Raw genomic sequence first — 16,632 nt, 5'->3', positions numbered from 1 at the left:
ACAACTGTTATAGCGTAATAGCCGCAAACTGTGTCTGCTGTTATAGCCATAAGCATGGTTTACTTTCACCCTGCCCGTACTCTTTTGCAGAGGTAAAAAATGGAAGAAGTTAAAAAAATATTGCTGCGCGAGATCGATACGTTGAACCGCGAGGAACAGCGCGATAACAAACCACGCTTTAGTTTTCAGTTTCTCAAGACCCATCCGGGGCTGTGGGCATCAATGTACGGCTGCTATATCCTGACCGTCGCTCTGATCTTCACCACGGATTTTCTCGGCTGGCCAGCCTTCTGGGGGGCGACGATTTTTATCCTGCTGATGAGCGGCCTGATGCTGATGGACGTCAATCCCAAATACCGCTTTGAGGATATCGATACGCTCGATCTGCGCGTCTGCTATAACGGCGAATGGTATTACGTACGCACGCTGTCTGAGCAGGCGATTGGCGATATTCTCAGCAATGATAATGTGCCGGATAAAGTCAAAAAAGGCATTCGCAAGCTGCTTTCCCTGAAGGGCGAAGTTGATTTTTACGATGTCTTCCACCTCACCTGGGGCCAGAAAAGCGCCGCCACGGTGTAACACGGACGGGCGGGTCGTTTTCTCCACGGCCGACCTTTTCTTCCGGTCGGCCCGTGTTAATGATTCGCAGCGGGCCGGAACAGAAGCTCCCCCTTTAGAGTAATTCGGCGATCAAGCGGCCGAGCGTCGCTACTGCGGCTTCCTGTGAATCATCCCACCATGCGGTGTTAAAGCGAAAATAATTGGCGTACTGCTCGCTGGAGGAGAACATTTTCCCCGGCGCAATACTGATCTTATTTTCCAGAGCGCGGTAATACAGTTCGGTGGTGTTGACCTGTTTCGGCAGCTCTACCCAGAGAAAGTAACCCCCGCGTGAATCGTTGATCTGTGCGCCGACGGGAAGATGACGCTTCAGCACCTGACGCGCCAGATTTTTACGCTGCTCCAGCACCTGACGCAGACGGCGCAGATGGCGATCGTAACTGCGCGTTCCCAGATAGGTGGCCAGCGCCTGCTGCATCGGTGCGCTGGTCGACAGCGTGCTCATCAGCTGCAGACGCTGAATACGCTGCGCATGTTTCCCTGCGGCCACCCAACCCACGCGAAACCCTGCCACCAGGTTTTTCGAGAACGACGAGCAGTGCAGCACGTTATCGTGGCGATCGAAGGCTTTCGCCGGCAGCGGTTTCTCATGGCCAAAATAGAGTTCGCTGTAAACATCATCCTCAATCAGCGCCACGCCGTGCTCTGCCAGCAGCGCCACCAGCTGCTGTTTCTTCTCTTTGCTCAGCGTACAGCCCACCGGATTCTGCTGGTTGGTCATCATCCACAGGGCTTTGATCGGCCAGCGCTCCAGCGCCCCCCGCAGCTCGTCGAGGTCGATCCCCGTCTGTGGATCGCTGGCGATGGCCACGCTTTTCAGTTTCAGACGTTCAATCGCCTGCAGCGCGCCGTAGAAAGAGGGGTTTTCGATCGCCACCCAGTCTCCGGGCTCGGTCAGCGCCTGCAGGCTGAGATTAAGCGCTTCCATTGCCCCGTTAGTGATGACAATTTCGTCCGGCGAAACCTGTATCCCCTGTAAGGCATAGCGCTGAGCCAGCGTTTTGCGCAGGGCTTCGTTACCCGGCGGCAAATTATGCAGAGCATCAACGGCTTTCATACTGTGAGAAACGGTGGTCAGGGCGCGCATCAGCTGGCGCTGGGGGAACAGTTCCGGATCGGGGAAGGCCGAACCAAAGGGCACGATTTGCGGATCGCGACAGGCCTGTAATACGTCGAAAATAAAGGCATTGATATCGACCGACTCAGCCAGCTGGACTTTCTGATGGGTCAGTGGCTGGCTGAGAAACTCCGCACGCGGAGCCACATAGTAGCCCGACTGCGGACGCGACTGGATCCATCCCTGACTTTCCAGCACCTGATAGGCGTGCATCACGGTCATCAGGCTCATGCCACTGAGCGACACCTGCTGCCGCAGCGAGGGGAGTTTTTCCCCTGGCTGCCAGATTTCCGTTTCGATTTGCTGCTGGATCTGTGCGATCAGCTGTTCAAATTTTGCCACTACTGTTACAGGCCGTTTTAGCTCAAGAGAAAACTATTATAGGTCGACTGCCCGTAGCAGCACAATCACACCGCATCAGGAAGTGAGACGACCGTCATCCGCTTTGGGGCCTCCACCACGGGGTTTTCTTCATCGCCGCCGTCAACATACTGTTTCAGGTCGGGGACCTGCTCCGGCGGGACCGGGCGGCCCAGCAGATAGCCCTGGAGAGTATTGCAGCCCAGCCCGGTGAGAAACGCCTGCTGTTCGGGGGTTTCAACCCCTTCCGCAACCACTTTCAGGTTCAGCGTCTGCGCCAGGGCGACAATCGCGGTGACGATAGTGGCATCTTCGGTCTGCGCCTGCAGCTCGTTAACAAAGGCGCGGTCGATTTTCAGCTCGCTGGCGGGTAAGCGTTTCAGGTACAGCAGGCTGGAATAGCCGGTCCCGAAATCATCGATGGAGGCTTTCACCCCCAGCTCAGTTAACTGCGTCAGGATGCGAATGCTCTCATCCGGGTCGCGCATGGCGGTGGTTTCCGTCACCTCCAGCGTCAGTTGTTCAGGAGGGATCTGGTGCATTTCCAGCGCCCTGACCACGGTTTCTACCAGGCCTGCCTGTTCAAACTGCAGCGCTGACAGGTTAACGGCCACCGACCAGTCGCTGTGTCCCTGCAGGTGCCAGCAGCGCAGCTGACGACAGGCTTCTCCAATCACCCAGTTACCGATGCTGACAATCAGCCCGGTCTTTTCCGCCAGCGGCAGGAAGATATCCGGCGTCAGCAGGCCGCGCTGCGGATGCTGCCAGCGCAGCAGCGCCTCAAAACCAATGATCGGCCCGCGCGGCGCGCAGAATTTCGGCTGGTAATACAGGCGCAGCTCTTTATGTTCCTGCGCCAGCCACAGATCGTTGATCAGCTGTAACTGGTTCTGCGCGATGGTATTCATCGACGGCTGGAAGAAACTGTAGCCGTTACGACCGTTGTTTTTGGTGTGATACATGGCCGCATCGGCGTTAAACATCAGCTCGCGTTCGTCGCTGCCGTCACCGGGGAACACGGCAATACCGATACTCAGCGACACCACCAGCTCGTAGCGCGAAATATCAAACGGCCGCTCGATGGCTTTCACCAGCGCATCAGCCACGACGGCGGCATCGTTCGGGTCGTCAATCTCAATCAGCAGCACAAATTCATCGCCCCCCAGACGCGCCAGGGTGTGATGCCCTTCCACTTTCTCTTTCATGCGCTCGGTCACGGCAATCAGCAGGCTGTCGCCAATATGGTGGCCGAAGGCGTCATTGACGGCTTTAAAACCGTCCAGATCCATGAACATCAGGGCAAATTTGGAGCTTTCACGCGACGCTTTGTTGATGGCCTGGTCCAGGCGGTCTTCCAGCAGGATACGGTTGGGCAGACGCGTAAGATTGTCATGCAGCGCCAGCTGAGCCAGCTCACGGTTAGCTTCAGCCAGCGACGAGGCCAGGACCGAGGTCCGCGCCTGCAGGCGCGCATCCAGCATAGAAACCAGCAGCGTAATGCCGAGGATCGCCAGTGTCACCACTACGACCAGGATTGCCAGCCAGTTGCTGTTCATCCCCAGATGCGTGGCATGGCTGTCCATCGGGAAACTGGCGGCGGCCATACCGGTGTAGTGCATACCGGCGATAGCAATCCCCATAATCAGCGCCGCACCGCTGCGCATCAGCGCCAGAGGCCCGCTGCCCTGCCGCAGGCGGAAGGCCAGCCACAGCGCCGCGCCGGAAGCGACCAGCGCAATCAGCACCGACAGCCATATCCACGCCCAGTTCCAGACGATGCCGGGGTTGATCATCAGCGCCGCCATGCCGGTGTAGTGCATGGCGACCACGCCGCTGCCCATGATGACCGCCCCACCCAGCAGGCGATACCACGGCAGCTGGCCGTAGCAGACGACCCACAGTGCAAATATTGAGGCCGCCACGGCAATCACCATTGAGACTACGGTCAGGCTGGCGTCGTAGCTCATCACCATCGGCAGGCTCATCGCCAGCATGCCGATAAAGTGCATTGACCAGATACCAACTCCCATGGCAAAGCCGCCACCGAGTAGCCACACGCGGGCCACTTTGCCGGTAGAGGTGGCCACCCTTCCCGCCATATCCAGCGCAGTATAGGAAGCCAGAAAGGCGACGATGAAAGAGACGATAACCAGTAGTTGATCGTACGAACTCATGAGCATATGACAATCTCGAATGCAGTAGCCAGGATGACCTGTGTGTAATGACCCGGAGTCGTGATAACTGACTCCTGGCTGAGGCTTATTTTATCGGCTAAAAATCACCCGACTTTAGCGACAGCGCGGGAAAGTGGAAGGTGCTGAAAAGTGTGTCAGGAAAATTAAGGCATATCCCTATAATTTATAATGTCTATTAAACTGTTTTTTCGTGCTCAGTGAACATATTACCGGCCCGATAATTCACCTGGTTAATCTTAGGAACATTCTTGGAAATTTTCCATTGCCCTGCTCTCACAAGGGGTAAACCCCTCTTATCTTTGACCGCCTTAACACATAAATAATATTTTTAAATTTCACTTATCAGCCAGGGTCAGCCTGATCTATAGTTAGGTAAAATACGACTAACTTATTAATTCAAATAAGAGATTATTCCTCAGGTTATATTAAATCCTGGTTAGGTTTTTTTTATATTTTCATTGTTCTTTGCGCTGTGCAGAAGACAATTTACATCAGGCGGAAAAGCACGTTCATCACTCTAATCAGTAAGGAATGGTTATGAAAATGAAGCTTTTTCTGCTGGGCTGCGGCCTGAGCATTGGCGTAGCCAGTCCTGGCTTTGCCGCCACCACCACCGGAACAATTGCGGCCAAACTGGTCCTGACTGCAGGGTGCCTGGTTAACGGACTGCCCGCCACGACAGGTGCCGCCTTCGGTGACCTTGACTTCGGCAGCAGTGCGGCAACCTTTACCACGATTGACACCACTCTGGTCGGTACACAGGGTAATGGCATCTATGTGCGTTGCTCGACCGGATCGACCTACACCATTCAGCTGGTCAGCAGCAGTGCTAAACCCGCCACGGTCTATGGGACTGAAACGGCACAGCCGCGCTATCTGATCAACAGTACCACCGCCACGATCGGTGTCGCTTACACCCTGTACACGTCGAACGCCTATACCACGCCGATTGCCAATAACACCAATCTGGTCCCGGTAGGAACCGCCGATCCGGTGAAAGGCGATAACTATCCGATCTTCGGCCGTATCGCCGGTGGTGGCAATAACGCCGCCATTCCGGCGGGCACTTACCAGGACTCGATTAGCGTCGCAGTGAACTACTGATTGCCTCGACGAGGGAGTTCATCGTGTGGGAGCGGGTCCAGCGACACGCGGGCGTCATGCGCCCGCTGGCCCTGCTGCTGCTGGTTTACAGCAGCAGCGGGTATCCGTTACCTACCGTCGACTTCGCGGTCACGGCTTCCATCGTCAATGGCTGTGTCATCACGGGTTCCGGTCCCGGTGTTTTCGGCACGCTCGACTTCGGGACTCAGCCGGGCGTGGGCACGACCACCGCCAATGCTGCCTATGTGCAGAGCTCAGGCATTGTGCTGGCCTGTACGCCGGGAACCACGCTCAATATGAGGATCGACGGGGGGAGCAACTACACCACCACCCGCAACCTCAGAGTCGCCGGCAACACCAATCTGGTGGCATACCGCCTGTATTCCAATGCTGCCCGCACCATCGCGATACCGGTCAGCCAGGATGTCGCCGTGACGTTAGGCAATGCCAACAATATTACCCTGCCAATCTACGGCCAGTTACAGCTGAGCGGTGTTAACCGGGCAGGGACCTACAGCGACACGTTGAACGTGACTTTAAGCTGGTAATTTTAGGGAAGGTAAGGAGCAGGAATGAAAAATCGACGGGTCTCAGCCACGTTACTGGCCCTGCTGTTAAGTGTTCTGGCGCTGAACGCCCGCGCCGGGAACTCGGTACTGATCTGGCCGATCGATCCTAAAATCCATCAGGATCAGAAAGCCACCGAGCTGTGGCTGGAGAACCGTGGCGAGAACACCACGCTGATGCAGGTACGCGTCTTTGGCTGGCAACAGGTCAACGGGCAGGAGCAGTATCAGACGCAGCAGCAGGTGCTGGCCAGCCCGCCCGTGGTGCGTATTGAGCCAGGCAAGCGTCAGCTGGTGCGCCTGATTAAGCAGACAGCACCCGCTGCCGGTCAGGAAGCCGCTTACCGCGTGCTGCTGGATGAGATCCCCACGCCGCAGAGCAGTGAAAGCCAGGCCGGTTTAACGCTTCAGATGCGCTACTCCGTGCCGCTGTTTGTCTATGGCAGCGGCCTCAATCCGGCCACTACCCGCCCTGAACTCAGCTGGAAGCTGGTAAATCGCGAGGGCAAACAGGCGCTGGAAATCACCAACCGCAGCAGCGTCCACGCGCGTTTAAGTAATGTAACGCTGGGGGGGCGCAGGCTGCCCGGCAGCCTGTTGGGGTATGTGCTGGCCAATGCCACAAATACCTTCCCGTTAAGCAGCCCGGCCTCAGATCGGGCTGAAATCACCGCTGAACTGGATGATAACCAGACCTGGCGAAGCAACAGCTCAGCACGCTAGTCGATGAAAAGAGGCTACCTTGGGCCGGGACGACACTGTACGCTGATCGCCACCGGTCTGCTGACCTGCCTGTCCCCGCTGAGCGGCAGCGCGGAAACTTACAGTTCGCTACCGCCGCCGCCCGCTGCCAGCGTCCGCCCGACGCCGGACCAGAATTATATGCTGGGGCTGGTGGTCAATGATGACGATCGCGGGCTGGTGGTGCCGGTGCAGTTTCACGACGGTCACTATCTGCTGCGAGCCGCAGATTTGCAGAGCGCCGGTATTCCGGCGTCAAAAATCACCTCGTCGTTGATGGATGTGTCCGCTATGGACCAGGTTAACGCCGGGTACGACCGCCGGCGTCAGCGTATTCTTTTGAGGGTGCCCGCAGAATGGCTGCCTGCGCAAACGTTCGCGGGCACCACGCAGAACGGTCCGCGCTTTGAGGGGCGCAGCAGCAACGGCGCGCTGTTTAACTATGACCTGTATACCAGCCAGACCAGCGGAAGCGGTTCGCGAATGTCCGCCTGGAATGAACTGCGTCTGTTCGGCGGCTACGGCCAGTTCTCCAGCAACGGGACTTATCAGCAGCAGCTCTCCGGGCAAACCGGCTACCAGAAAAATGGCTATCTTCGCTATGACACCTGGTGGTCAAATCAGAATGAAGAAAATGCCCTTAACTGGCAGGTCGGTGACCTGATCAGTGATTCACTGGCGTGGAGCACCAGCGTGCGTCTGGGAGGGATTCAGGTGGGGCGCGACTTCTCGCTGCGCCCGGACCTGGTCACTTATCCTTTGCCCTCTTTTTCCGGGCAGGCCGCCGTTCCCTCCACCGTTGACCTGTTCGTTAACGGCTATCAGGCCAGCAGCAATAATGTCCAGCCCGGCCCTTACTCGCTGACCAATATGCCGTTTGTCAACGGAGCCGGGAATGCGGTAGTGGTCACCACCGATGCCCAGGGCCGCAGGGTAAGCACAACGCTGCCGTTTTATGTCGCCAGCAGCCTGCTGAAAAGCGGCCTGTCTGATTATTCCCTCTCTGCCGGGGCGCTGCGTCAGAACTACGGGCTGAAAAATTTTGACTATGGTTCAGCCGCTACCAGCGGCGCTTACCGCTATGGTCTGGCCGACTGGCTGACGCTGGAGAGCCATGCCGAAGCCGCGCCCTCACTGGCACTGGGCGGAGCTGGCGCCCTGCTGAAGCTGGGTGCCTGGGGGGTGGTGAACGGTGCCGTCAGTCAGAGCCAGATGCAAGGGGACAGCGGCAGACAGTACAGCTGGGGCTATCAGTACAGCACCAGCCGTTTCAGCGTGGGGATGCAGCAGACCAGACGCACCACCGGCTTTGGTAATCTTGCCGTGTATGCCGACCGTAAAAGTAACCCTGAGACCGCCGCGCTTTATACGCTCAGCCGCAGCAGCGCCCAGTACAACGCCAGCCTGTCGCTGGATCGGTTCGGTAGCCTGGGCGCCGCGCTGATTGATATTACCAGCGGTGAGGGAGACCGCACCCGTCTGCTGAACCTGTCGTGGAGCCGTAATCTGTGGGCCGACGCCAGCATGTATGTTTCAGCCAGCCGCGACCAGCAGCTCGGAAACTGGTCCGGTGCCATCGGCGTGATGATCCCGTTCAGCGATCTGAGCAGCGCCAGCATCAGCGTCGAGCGTAATCAACAGGGTGGCACCGCCGAGCGTCTCACTCTGTCCCGTTCCATGCCGACCGACGGCGGTTTAGCGTGGGATGGCTCCGTGGCGAATCAGAGCACAGGGGGCAACTATCGCCAGGGGAATCTGCGCTGGCGTAATCAGAAAATGGAAACCTCGGCAGGCTATTATGGCGATGACGACTACAGTACCACCTTTGCCGACGTTGCAGGCTCGCTGGTGCTGATGGACGGCAGCGTCTTTGCCGCCAACCAGGTGACGGATGCCTTTGTGCTGGTGAAAACGGATTACCCGGCGGTTAATGTGCGTTTTGAAAACCAGCTGATGGGCAAAACGGACGAGGACGGTTACCTGCTGGTGCCGCGAGTCAGCTCCTATTATCCGGCGAAATATGATATCGACACGCTCGATCTGCCTGCGGGTCTGGCCGCCAGTAGCGTCGAACAGCGCTTCTCCGTTAAGCGCCAGAGCGGCTATCTGCTGCACTTCCCGATTGAGCAACTGCGCGCCGCCAGCGTGATCCTGCACGACCAGAACGGTGAACCGCTGCCGCTCTCCACGCAGATTGACCGCCCTGACCAGCCGACCACCTTCGTCGGCTGGGATGGCATCACCTGGTTAGAGAATCTGACCGGACGCAACGTGATTCATGCACGCACCCCTGATGGCCGCCAGTGTGATACCGCACTGACGGTGCCCGGCGGTCGGCCTGAATCACTGACCACTTACGGCCCACTGACCTGCGCGCTGTCCCCCTCCTCTTCAGGAAATACGCCATGAGAAAAACACTGCTGCTGTGCTGTACCCTGCTGCTGATGGGCAGCTCACTTCCCGCGCTGGCGGCCTGCACCACTGCGGCAGTAACGGCCAGCTTTGGCGGTGTCAGTTCGTTTACCGTCAACACCAACATCAGCACCGTCACACAAAATATCAGCGTGAACTGCGGAGGCGGCGTGCTGGCCCTGCTCTCAACGGATACTATCCGGCTTCAGCTAACCGGTGCCAGCGCCGTCGCGGCGGTCGGCAACCGCGGCGCGATGAAACTCGGCAGCGATCTGATCCCGGTGCAGCTGTGTACCGATGCCAGCTGCACCAGCGAACTGGGGATCGGGGGCACGATCTACACCCTGTCGCGCAGCCAGCTGCTGGGGCTGAATATTGGTCCGGCCGGCCAGGTGATTTTTAGCATTCCGCTCTATCTGCGCACCGTACCCGGTGCCGTGGTCGCTGCCGGGAGCTACACCGTGCTGCTGACGGTCAGCGTTCCGTACAATGTCTGTACCGGCGTTGGCGTGCTGGGTGCCTGCCTGCTGGGCTCACAGCAAACCGGTACGGCGACCCAGCTGATCACCGTGAATATTGAGATATCCAAAGACTGCACCACCATCACCGCCCCGGCGGTCAACTTTAGCAGTGCCCCGCTGGTCGGAAGTTTCAACAGCGTCAGTCAGTCGATTAACGTCATCTGTACCAAGGACAGCACCTATACGGTTGGCCTGAGTAACGGCCTGCACGCGGTGAATTCACAGCGCTATATGACCAGCCCGGCCGGAGGCCAGCTGGCGTATGAAATTTATCAAGGGTCGGGTACCACGCGCTGGGGCAGCGCCACTCCTGACCGCGTGGCCAGCAGCGCGGCCAGCAACACCAGCGGTGACGGGCTCACACGTACCTTTAACTACAATGCCCGGGTACTGACCAACCAGGCAACACCGGTGGCGGGTAATTACAGCGATACGGTCACGGTAGATTTGTCTTTCTGATACCAACCCTTACCGCGATGGTGAGGCAATGGTGCAAAATTGTGTGCATATTTTAATCAACAGCAGTTTCTGTTAATTTTTGGTTACTAATGTGAACAAATAGTAAATCCACACGGTGATGTGCATCACATTATTCCCCTCCCTGGCAGGTTAAAAACGAGGAAAACAGACAAAGGATGCGGTAATGACCACAACGATTCCGGCAGGGACATCGCGACAGGGCGGTGCAAGAACCATCTTCAACGTCACCAGCGGTAACTTCCTTGAGATGTACGATTTTATGGTGTTTGGCTACTATGCCAGCGCCATTGCTAAAACCTTCTTCCCCGGTGATGACCCCTTCGCCTCGCTGATGCTGACGCTGATGACGTTCGGTGCCGGTTTCCTGATGCGCCCGCTGGGGGCGATTATCCTCGGCTCTTATATTGACCAGCACGGGCGACGCAAGGGGCTGTTGCTGACGCTGTGTATGATGGCGCTTGGGACGCTGACCATTGCGGTGGTGCCCGGCTACAGCACGCTGGGGATGGCGGCACCGATCCTGATCCTGCTGGGCCGCCTGTTGCAGGGGTTCTCCGCCGGGGTTGAACTGGGTGGGGTGTCTGTTTATCTCTCCGAGATCGCGCCTAAGGGCAGGAAAGGGTTTTACGTCAGCTGGCAGTCGGGCAGTCAGCAGATTGCCGTGATCTTCGCCGCATTGCTGGGCCTGCTGCTTAACCATCTGCTGGATAAAGGCGAAGTGACGGAATGGGGCTGGCGTATTCCCTTCGTCATCGGCTGCCTGATCGTGCCTTTCCTGTTCTGGATCCGCCGTATGCTGGAAGAAACGGAGGCGTTCAGCCAGCGTAAACACCACCCGACAATGGGTCAGATTTTGCATTCAGTGGCCAGTAACTGGGCGCTGATCCTCGCCGGGATGCTGATGGTGGTCACCACCACCGTAATGTTTTATATGATCACCGCCTTCACCCCTACGTTCGGTAAAACGGTGCTGATGATGAGTGACAAACAGAGCTTCTTTGTCACGCTGTGCGTCGGCATCTCTAATCTGTTCTGGCTGCCGGTGATGGGATCGCTTTCCGACCGCTACGGCCGCCGGCCGCTGCTGCTGCTGTTTACCGTGCTGATGATCCTCACCGCATGGCCGGTGCTGCACTGGCTGGTCGGTGCGCCGAGCCTGAGCCACCTGCTGGAAGCCGAGCTGTGGCTCTCTTTCCTGTACGGCAGCTATAACGGGGCGATGGTGGTGTATCTGACCGAAGTGATGCCTGCGGAGGTGCGCGCCACGGGGTTCTCGCTGGCCTACAGTCTGGCGACGGCGCTGTTTGGCGGTTTTACCCCGGCGATTTGCAGCTATCTGATCCACGTCACCGGGGATAAGGCGATGCCGGGCGTCTGGCTGACGATTGCTGCGGTGTGCGGGCTTGCCGGTTCACTGATGATTAAACGGCTGGTGAAGCAGTATCAGATAAGGCGTCTGAAAGAACCGGCGATTCAGGTGTCATAGCCGGGGATTTGCCAGGGGGCGACCGGAAAAAAAGGTCGCCCCCTGCACGGTTTCAGTCGGCCAGAGAGGCAGACATTTTATTTACCGACGGTTTCCATCCCCATCAGACCGATCTTCAGATATCCCGCCTGGCGCAGTTTATCCATCACGCTCATCAGCGTTTCATAATCGACTGACTTATCGGCCTGGAAGAAGATAGTGGTATCTTTCTTGCCTTCAGTCTGCTTAATCAGCGTATCGACCAGCGTCTCTTCCGTCACTGCATCGTTGCCGATAAACAGCTGACGGTCAGCTTTGATCGACAGATAGACCGGTTTTTCCGGGCGCGGCTGGGGGGAACTGGTGGAAGCAGGCAGATTGACGCGTACGTCAACGGTGGCCAGCGGTGCGGCGACCATAAAGATAATCAGCAGCACCAGCATGACGTCGATAAACGGCGTCACGTTAATTTCATGCATTTCACCGTTGCTATCGAGATCTTCGTTTAATCGCATGGCCATGGTGCTTAACCTACCCGCAGTTTCTGCGCGGGCTGAACGCGCTGTGCGCTTTCGCTGGCAGCAAGGTCCAGGTCACGGCTCTGTAACAGCAGAACCTGCGCGGCCACATCGCCCAGAGACGCTTTGTAGCTGCCGATGCTGCGGGCAAAGACGTTGTAGATCACGACCGCAGGGATAGCGGCAACCAGGCCGATAGCCGTCGCCAGCAGCGCTTCAGCAATGCCGGGAGCGACAACCGCCAGGTTAGTGGTCTGCGTCTTCGCGATGCCGATGAAGCTGTTCATGATGCCCCATACCGTGCCGAACAGACCAACAAACGGCGCGATAGCCCCGATAGTGGCGAGGAAGCCGTTACCGCGACCGGCATGACGGCTGAAGGCTGCCACGCGGCGCTCAAGACGAAAACCGGTACGGTCTTTGATGCCGTTGTTATCGTCAGATCCGGCGGAGAGTTCCAGCTCATTTTCCGCTTCTTTCACCAGCAGCGCGCTGAGGCTGAGACCTTTAAAGCCTTCACAAACCTGTGACGCTTCTTCCAGCGAACGTACGCCGGCCAGCTGCTGCTGCTCGCGCTTCAGACGCTTGCGCGCCGCGCTCAGCTCAATGCTTTTGCTGAAGAAAATGGCCCAGGTGACAACGGATGCCAACAGAAGGCCAATCATCACCGCTTTAACCACGATGTCTGCATGCTGGTACATGCCCCAGACGGAAAGGTCCATCTGCATCAAATCATTTGTCACGCTGTGTCTCCAACGTCAATTGCTGAAAGCGAAAAATCCATCGCCGATCATACCAAAACAGCCGGGAATTGATAGTAGTTCTCATTACTATTTACAACGTTCTGCGCGTTTTTTGCACAAACCGTTGACTGGCAGAACGGCTAAAAGCACTGATAGTGAATTTTCATCACTTATCCTCTTACCGAATATCACCAGAACGGCTGGCGTGGTAACGTTGAAAAAAAGGGTAAAAATGACACAGGATTCTTATGAGCAGCGAAAAAATTGAAACGGCACTGATTCGCGCCGGACGCAGCAAACGTTATACCCAGGGCGCGGTTAACAGCGTGATCCAGCGGGCTTCTTCGCTGGTATTCGACACCGTGGCGGATAAAAAGCGCGCCACTGCCGGGCGGGCAGACGGTGAGCTGTTCTATGGCCGTCGCGGCACCCTGACTCATTTTTCGCTACAGGAAGCGATGACCGAACTGGAAGGCGGCGCAGGCTGTGCGCTCTACCCGTGTGGCGCTGCGGCAGTCTCCAACGCCATCCTCGCCTTTGTCTCCGCCGGGGATAATGTGCTGATGAGCGGCAGCGTGTATGAACCGACGCAGGATTTTTGCAGCAAAATCCTCAGCAAGCTGGGGGTGACCACAACCTGGTTCGATCACAGCACCGGCAGCGAAATTGCAGATCTCGTGCAGCCCAACACGCGCGTGGTGTTTCTGGAATCTCCGGCTTCGATCACGATGGAAGTGCAGGATATCCCGGCGATTGTCGCCGCCATCCGCCACAAAGCCCCTGAGGCGATCGTGATGATCGATAACACCTGGGGGGCCGGTATTCTGTTCCGCGCGCTGGATTTTGGCGTGGATATCTCCATTCAGGCAGGAACCAAGTATCTGATCGGCCATTCCGATGCGATGATCGGCACCGCCGTCGCCAGTGCGCGCTGCTGGGAGACGCTGCGGGAGAACTCGTATCTGATGGGGCAGATGGTTGACGCGGATACCGCCTATATGGCCAGCCGTGGCCTGCGCACGCTGGCCGTGCGTCTGCGTCAGCACCAGGAGAGCGGCCTGCGCGTCGCTCACTGGCTGGCAGAACGCCCCGAAGTGGCCGTGGTCAATCACCCGGCGCTGCCACAGTGTAAAGGCCATGCGTTCTGGCAGCGTGACTTTACCGGCAGCAGCGGGCTGTTTTCCTTTATACTGAAGGACAAACTGAGCGACGTTCAGCTGGCGCACTACCTCGATAACTTCCGCCATTTCAGTATGGCGTACTCCTGGGGCGGCTATGAGTCACTGATTCTGGCTAATCAGCCGGAAGAACTGGCCGCTATCCGCCCGGCGGGCGGCATTGATTTTACCGGTACGCTGGTACGCGTTCACATCGGGCTGGAAAATGTTGACGATCTGATTGACGATCTGGCCGCCGGTTTCGAACGTTTAAAGGGGTAAGGCACTGGATCCTCAACAAAATGTTAACGACCCGCAGGCTTCGCGCCTTTGATCAAGATGTTGGAACGTATTTACAGTTACACTAACGGGTGGTGTTGCAATGGCCAACATAATGGGCGTGACAGGATGGACGCTGTTACGCCAGCGATAATGGCAATGAGTTAACGGGAAATAGAATGGGTGTACTACACGAGATTGTTCAGGCGCTCTGGCATCAGGACTTTGCCGCGCTGGCCAATCCGGATGTGATTTGGGTGGTCTACGGCATTATGTTTCTGACGCTGCTGCTGGAAAACGGCCTGCTTCCTGCCGCATTTTTACCCGGTGACAGCCTGTTATTGCTGGCCGGGGCGATGATTGCTAAAGGAGTGATGGCGTTTATCCCTACCCTGTTGATTCTGACCACGGCGGCCAGCCTCGGCTGCTGGCTGGGATATTTACAGGGCCGCTGGCTGGGGAATACCCGGCTGGTGAAAGGCTGGCTGCTGCATCTGCCCGCGCAATATCATCAACGCGCATGGAACCTGTTTAACCGTCACGGTCTGATGGCGCTGCTGGTCGGGCGTTTTCTCGCCTTTGTGCGCACCATTCTGCCTACGCTGGCGGGGATTGCAGGGTTAAAAAGTGCTCGTTTTCAGCTATTTAACTGGATGAGCGGACTACTGTGGGTGGCGATTCTGGTCGGGTTTGGTTACACCATCAGTCAGGTGCCGTTTTTCAAACGCCATGAAGATCAGGTGATGGCCTGCCTGATGATCCTGCCGCTGATTATGCTATCCATCGGACTGATCGGCAGTATTGCTCTGGTGATCAGAGGAAAAAAAGCCCGGTAATCACCGGGCTCGTTTTATATGAGGGGCAAGCGCGTTGCCCTTGTGCGTTTTACAGCTGTTCTGCCGTGGTTTCCACCAGCGCCAGCAGGACTTTAATATCCTGCAGGGTGACGGTGGGGTTCAGTAACGTCATCTTCAGGCAGGTTACCCCGTCAGACTCCGTCACTCCCACGTTCGCCCGGCCTGAATCCAGCAGGGCGTCACCAATTTTCTGGTTCAGCAGTGCGATGGTTGCATCGTCTGCACTGGCCAGTGCGGCCGGACGGTAGCGGAACAGGACGCTGGCCAGCTGTGGCTGCATTACCAGCTCCAGCGATGGCTGCTCAGAGACATACTGCGCCACGTCCTGCGCCAGCGTCACGCCGTGGTCGATGATCTCCGCGTACTGCTGCTGGCCCAGCGCTTCCAGGCCCATCCACAGTTTCAGCGCATCGAAACGGCGGGTGGTTTGCAGCGATTTGGACACCAGATTTGGCACGCCCTGCGCTTCATCGAACTCCGAGTTCAGATAAGCCGCCTGGTAGCGCATCAGCTCATAGTGGCGCGCTTCCTTTAACAGGAAAGCGCCGCAGCTGATGGTCTGGAAGAACTGCTTGTGGAAGTCCAGCGTGATCGAGTCCACCAGTTCAATACCGTCCAGGTAGTCGCGGTATTTCTCCGACAGCAACAGTGCGCCGCCCCATGCCGCATCAACGTGGACCCAGATCTGATGTTCTGCCGCCAGCTGAGCAATCGCCCGCAGCGGGTCAATTGCGCCCGCGTCGGTCGTGCCTGCGGTCGCCACGATCGCCAGAATCTGCTCGCCGTTAGCCTTAGCCTGCGCCACTTTTTCGGCTAAGTCGTTGAGGTCCATACGCGCGAAGCGGTCGGTTTTCACCAGCGTGACCGAACGGTAGCCCAGCCCCATCAGTGCCATATTCTTCTGTACGGAGAAGTGGGCATTTTCAGAGCAGAACACTTTAATCTTGCTCAGGTCGCCCGGCAGCCCATCCTGCTGTACAGAATGGCCCATACGCGCAAAGAAGGCATCCCGTGCCAGCATCAGGCCCATCAGGTTACTCTGGGTGCCACCGCTGGTGAACACGCCAGCATCGCCGGCCTGATAGCCGACCTGAGTGCGCAGCCATTCAATCAGCTTGACCTCGATGATGGTCGCCGACGGGCTCTGGTCCCAGGAGTCCATGCTCTGGTTGGTGGCGTTGATCAGCACTTCCGCCGCCTGGCTGACGACCAGGCTTGGGCAGTGCAGGTGCGCCACGCACTGCGGGTGATGAACCGACAGGCTGTCTTTTAAGAAGAACTCCACCGCGCGCTCAATAGCGGCCTGGTTACCCAGGCCCTGAGAGGTAAAGTCCAGCTGGATGCGCTCACGCAGTTCAGCAACGCTTTTACCCTGATACATTTCAGGCTGTTGCAGCCACTGCACCACGGCTTCGCTGGTCTGCTTAATCGCTTGCTGGTACGCGTCCGTGCTTTGCGCTGACGCGGCCAGAATCGGGTTTAACCGGGACATC

Annotated in this window: 14 protein-coding genes; 9 read left to right on the top strand and 5 right to left on the bottom strand. The window is 57.5% G+C overall.

What is annotated here, in order from left to right; all coding sequences use genetic code 11:
* Positions 1-99 precede the first annotated feature (99 nt).
* Positions 100-582: a YlaC family protein gene (locus ABEH87_RS15980; protein WP_346577648.1), complete on the top strand. Its 483-nt coding sequence runs from the start codon at positions 100-102 to the stop codon at positions 580-582.
* Between the two features lie 94 nt (positions 583-676).
* On the opposite strand, the gene ABEH87_RS15975 is transcribed toward ABEH87_RS15980, so the two are convergent.
* Both ABEH87_RS15975 and ABEH87_RS15970 read right to left on the bottom strand, forming a co-directional pair.
* Positions 677-2,083 carry a PLP-dependent aminotransferase family protein gene (locus ABEH87_RS15975; RefSeq protein WP_346577647.1) on the bottom strand — a complete coding sequence of 469 codons (1,407 nt, stop codon included), beginning with the start codon at positions 2,081-2,083 and terminating at the stop codon, positions 677-679.
* Between the two features lie 65 nt (positions 2,084-2,148).
* Positions 2,149-4,281, bottom strand: coding sequence for a bifunctional diguanylate cyclase/phosphodiesterase (locus ABEH87_RS15970; protein ID WP_346577645.1), 2,133 nt, complete (start codon positions 4,279-4,281; stop codon positions 2,149-2,151).
* A 552-nt stretch (positions 4,282-4,833) separates the two neighbouring features.
* Between ABEH87_RS15970 and ABEH87_RS15965 the strand changes: the two genes are divergently transcribed.
* The 6 genes from ABEH87_RS15965 (at position 4,834) to ABEH87_RS15940 (ending at position 11,606) form a co-directional block, all read left to right on the top strand.
* Entirely contained in the window at positions 4,834-5,400 is a 567-nt protein-coding gene (locus tag ABEH87_RS15965) for a spore coat protein U domain-containing protein (protein WP_346577644.1), read from the top strand.
* A gap of 56 nt (positions 5,401-5,456) precedes the next feature.
* Entirely contained in the window at positions 5,457-5,948 is a 492-nt protein-coding gene (locus ABEH87_RS15960) for a spore coat U domain-containing protein (protein WP_346577897.1), read from the top strand.
* 24 nt (positions 5,949-5,972) lie between these two features.
* Positions 5,973-6,689 (top strand): molecular chaperone, encoded by a 717-nt coding sequence (locus ABEH87_RS15955; RefSeq protein WP_346577642.1) that lies wholly within the window; start codon positions 5,973-5,975, stop codon positions 6,687-6,689.
* 3 nt (positions 6,690-6,692) lie between these two features.
* On the top strand, positions 6,693-9,116 hold the full coding sequence (locus ABEH87_RS15950) for a fimbria/pilus outer membrane usher protein (RefSeq protein WP_346577640.1): 2,424 nt from the start codon (positions 6,693-6,695) through the stop codon (positions 9,114-9,116).
* Positions 9,113-10,099 carry a spore coat U domain-containing protein gene (locus tag ABEH87_RS15945; protein WP_346577639.1) on the top strand — a complete coding sequence of 329 codons (987 nt, stop codon included), beginning with the start codon at positions 9,113-9,115 and terminating at the stop codon, positions 10,097-10,099. Before ABEH87_RS15950 ends, ABEH87_RS15945 begins: the two co-directional genes overlap by 4 nt.
* A gap of 184 nt (positions 10,100-10,283) precedes the next feature.
* On the top strand, positions 10,284-11,606 hold the full coding sequence (locus ABEH87_RS15940; protein WP_346577638.1) for an MFS transporter: 1,323 nt from the start codon (positions 10,284-10,286) through the stop codon (positions 11,604-11,606).
* Positions 11,607-11,683: 77 nt separating this feature from the next.
* Here ABEH87_RS15940 and exbD read toward each other — a convergent pair whose 3' ends face one another.
* Both exbD and exbB read right to left on the bottom strand, forming a co-directional pair.
* The gene (exbD, locus tag ABEH87_RS15935) at positions 11,684-12,106 is read right to left on the bottom strand and encodes a TonB system transport protein ExbD (protein ID WP_346577637.1); all 423 of its coding nucleotides are present in this window, start codon (positions 12,104-12,106) and stop codon (positions 11,684-11,686) included.
* Positions 12,107-12,111: 5 nt separating this feature from the next.
* Positions 12,112-12,846: a tol-pal system-associated acyl-CoA thioesterase gene (gene exbB, locus ABEH87_RS15930; protein WP_346577636.1), complete on the bottom strand. Its 735-nt coding sequence runs from the start codon at positions 12,844-12,846 to the stop codon at positions 12,112-12,114.
* Positions 12,847-13,094: 248 nt separating this feature from the next.
* Here exbB and metC point away from each other — a divergent pair, with 248 nt between their 5' ends.
* Both metC and ABEH87_RS15920 read left to right on the top strand, forming a co-directional pair.
* Complete coding sequence (gene metC / locus ABEH87_RS15925) at positions 13,095-14,285, top strand: cystathionine beta-lyase (protein ID WP_346577635.1); 1,191 nt, start codon at positions 13,095-13,097, stop codon at positions 14,283-14,285.
* A gap of 176 nt (positions 14,286-14,461) precedes the next feature.
* A complete protein-coding gene (locus tag ABEH87_RS15920; RefSeq protein ID WP_346577634.1) occupies positions 14,462-15,118 on the top strand; it encodes a DedA family protein in 657 nt (218 codons plus the stop codon).
* Positions 15,119-15,167: 49 nt separating this feature from the next.
* Here ABEH87_RS15920 and ABEH87_RS15915 read toward each other — a convergent pair whose 3' ends face one another.
* Positions 15,168-16,631, bottom strand: coding sequence for an aspartate aminotransferase family protein (locus ABEH87_RS15915; RefSeq protein ID WP_346577633.1), 1,464 nt, complete (start codon positions 16,629-16,631; stop codon positions 15,168-15,170).
* Between the last annotated feature and the right edge of the window lies 1 nt (position 16,632).

Origin of the sequence: Erwinia sp. Eh17-17, assembly GCF_039675725.1 — a bacterium.
In the GTDB taxonomy this organism is placed as follows: Bacteria; Pseudomonadota; Gammaproteobacteria; order Enterobacterales; family Enterobacteriaceae; genus Erwinia.
The sequence above is the reverse complement of the archived record's forward strand: the minus strand, read 5'-3'. Positions and strand labels throughout refer to the sequence as shown.